Source organism: Dongia deserti (genome assembly GCF_003574735.1).
GTDB classification, from domain to species: domain Bacteria; phylum Pseudomonadota; class Alphaproteobacteria; order Dongiales; family Dongiaceae; genus Dongia_A; species Dongia_A deserti.
Genome location: NZ_QORW01000050.1, coordinates 1 through 1206, shown reverse-complemented (window position 1 = coordinate 1206; position 1206 = coordinate 1). Strand labels below are relative to the sequence as shown.

Annotated in this window: 2 protein-coding genes; one reads left to right on the top strand and one right to left on the bottom strand. The window is 58.0% G+C overall.

Going from position 1 to position 1206, the window contains the following annotated elements; genetic code table 11:
* The coding region (locus tag DTX69_RS29885) for a recombinase family protein (protein ID WP_162917703.1) at nt 1–454 on the bottom strand (454 nt) is incomplete at its 3' end.
* 330 nt (nt 455–784) lie between these two features.
* Here DTX69_RS29885 and DTX69_RS29880 point away from each other — a divergent pair.
* Nucleotides 785–1206: GNAT family N-acetyltransferase (locus DTX69_RS29880; protein ID WP_162917702.1), on the top strand; the 422-nt coding region annotated here is incomplete at its 3' end.

Below are 1206 nucleotides of genomic sequence, written 5' to 3'. Positions count from 1 at the left end.
TATACTCGGCCGCCATCGCACGCTTTATGGCTTTGACGATTGCATACAGCGGGCCGTCATCGTTCTCAAACGGCTCTGCGCAATAGACGATCCGCACTCCGTGCTGTCTGCAGCGATACTCATAATGAGCACCCTGGTCGGTGTCCTGGAACCTGCCCCACCGGCTGACATCATAGACAAGAATCACGCTGAAGTCGGCGCGATCACCGAAGACATCGCTCATCAGCTTTTGAAGGCTCGCGCGGTTCTCTGCTCGCAAGCCGCTGATGCCCTCATCAGCATAGGTGCGTACAATCTCCATGTTATGCAGCGCTGCATACGCCTGGATCACGACCATCTGATTGTACGTAGAGTATTGTTGATGCTCGGTGGACATGCGGACATACGCTGCCGCCCGCTTCGCCGGTTCAGGCAGCTTGGCCGGAACTGGATACTTCTGCTTTCGGCTTCGCATCGTCGGCGCTCCATGAAGTCGCGCCATCATGCCCGCTCGGAGATCCATTCTCCGGTCAAGGGCAAGTCTACACGAATTGCCGCCCCGATGCGTCACATGAATCGGTGCCGGCGCTCGCGCTTTAAGTTGCAGTCACCCGCGTGACAGAGAGATCATCAAGGGGCAGGAATTGATATAGCGGAGCGCAGACGTGGCAAATGAGCGATGGCGGCCGGGTTCACCCTTGGCACACAAGTATAGCGCGGTCATGATGCTGACGGCGGTAGTCGCCGCCGTCTGCCAGGTGCTAGAAATCGTGATAGAGGCCGGACGCTCAGCGGGATGGTGGCAATGAAGCTCAGACGCGCGACTATGGACGATGCCCTCGACGTTCTCGCTTGGCGCAACGATCCTGATTCCGTGACAGCCAGCAAGTCAGGAAGGCCCATTGGCCAGGCAGAGCATCTGAAATGGTTTCCAAATGCCATCAGAAGCTCACGCCACCTGATTCTGATTGCTGAAGAGGATAGCCACAAGCTCGGCGTGGTGCGCTTCGATCAGATGGCCGACTACTGGCTCGTCAGCATCAACATGTCCCCGGCGGTTCGTGGCAAAGGCCATGGGCGCAAGGCTCTGTCGCAAGCGATTGACTTGCTGCGCGCCGATGCTGGGCCCTGCCGACTCCTTGCAGAAGTCAAAGACGACAACGTGCCAAGCCTGCGCCTGTTCGACACATTAGGATTCGTCCGCCAGGATCAAGCGGCTGGTTTCCA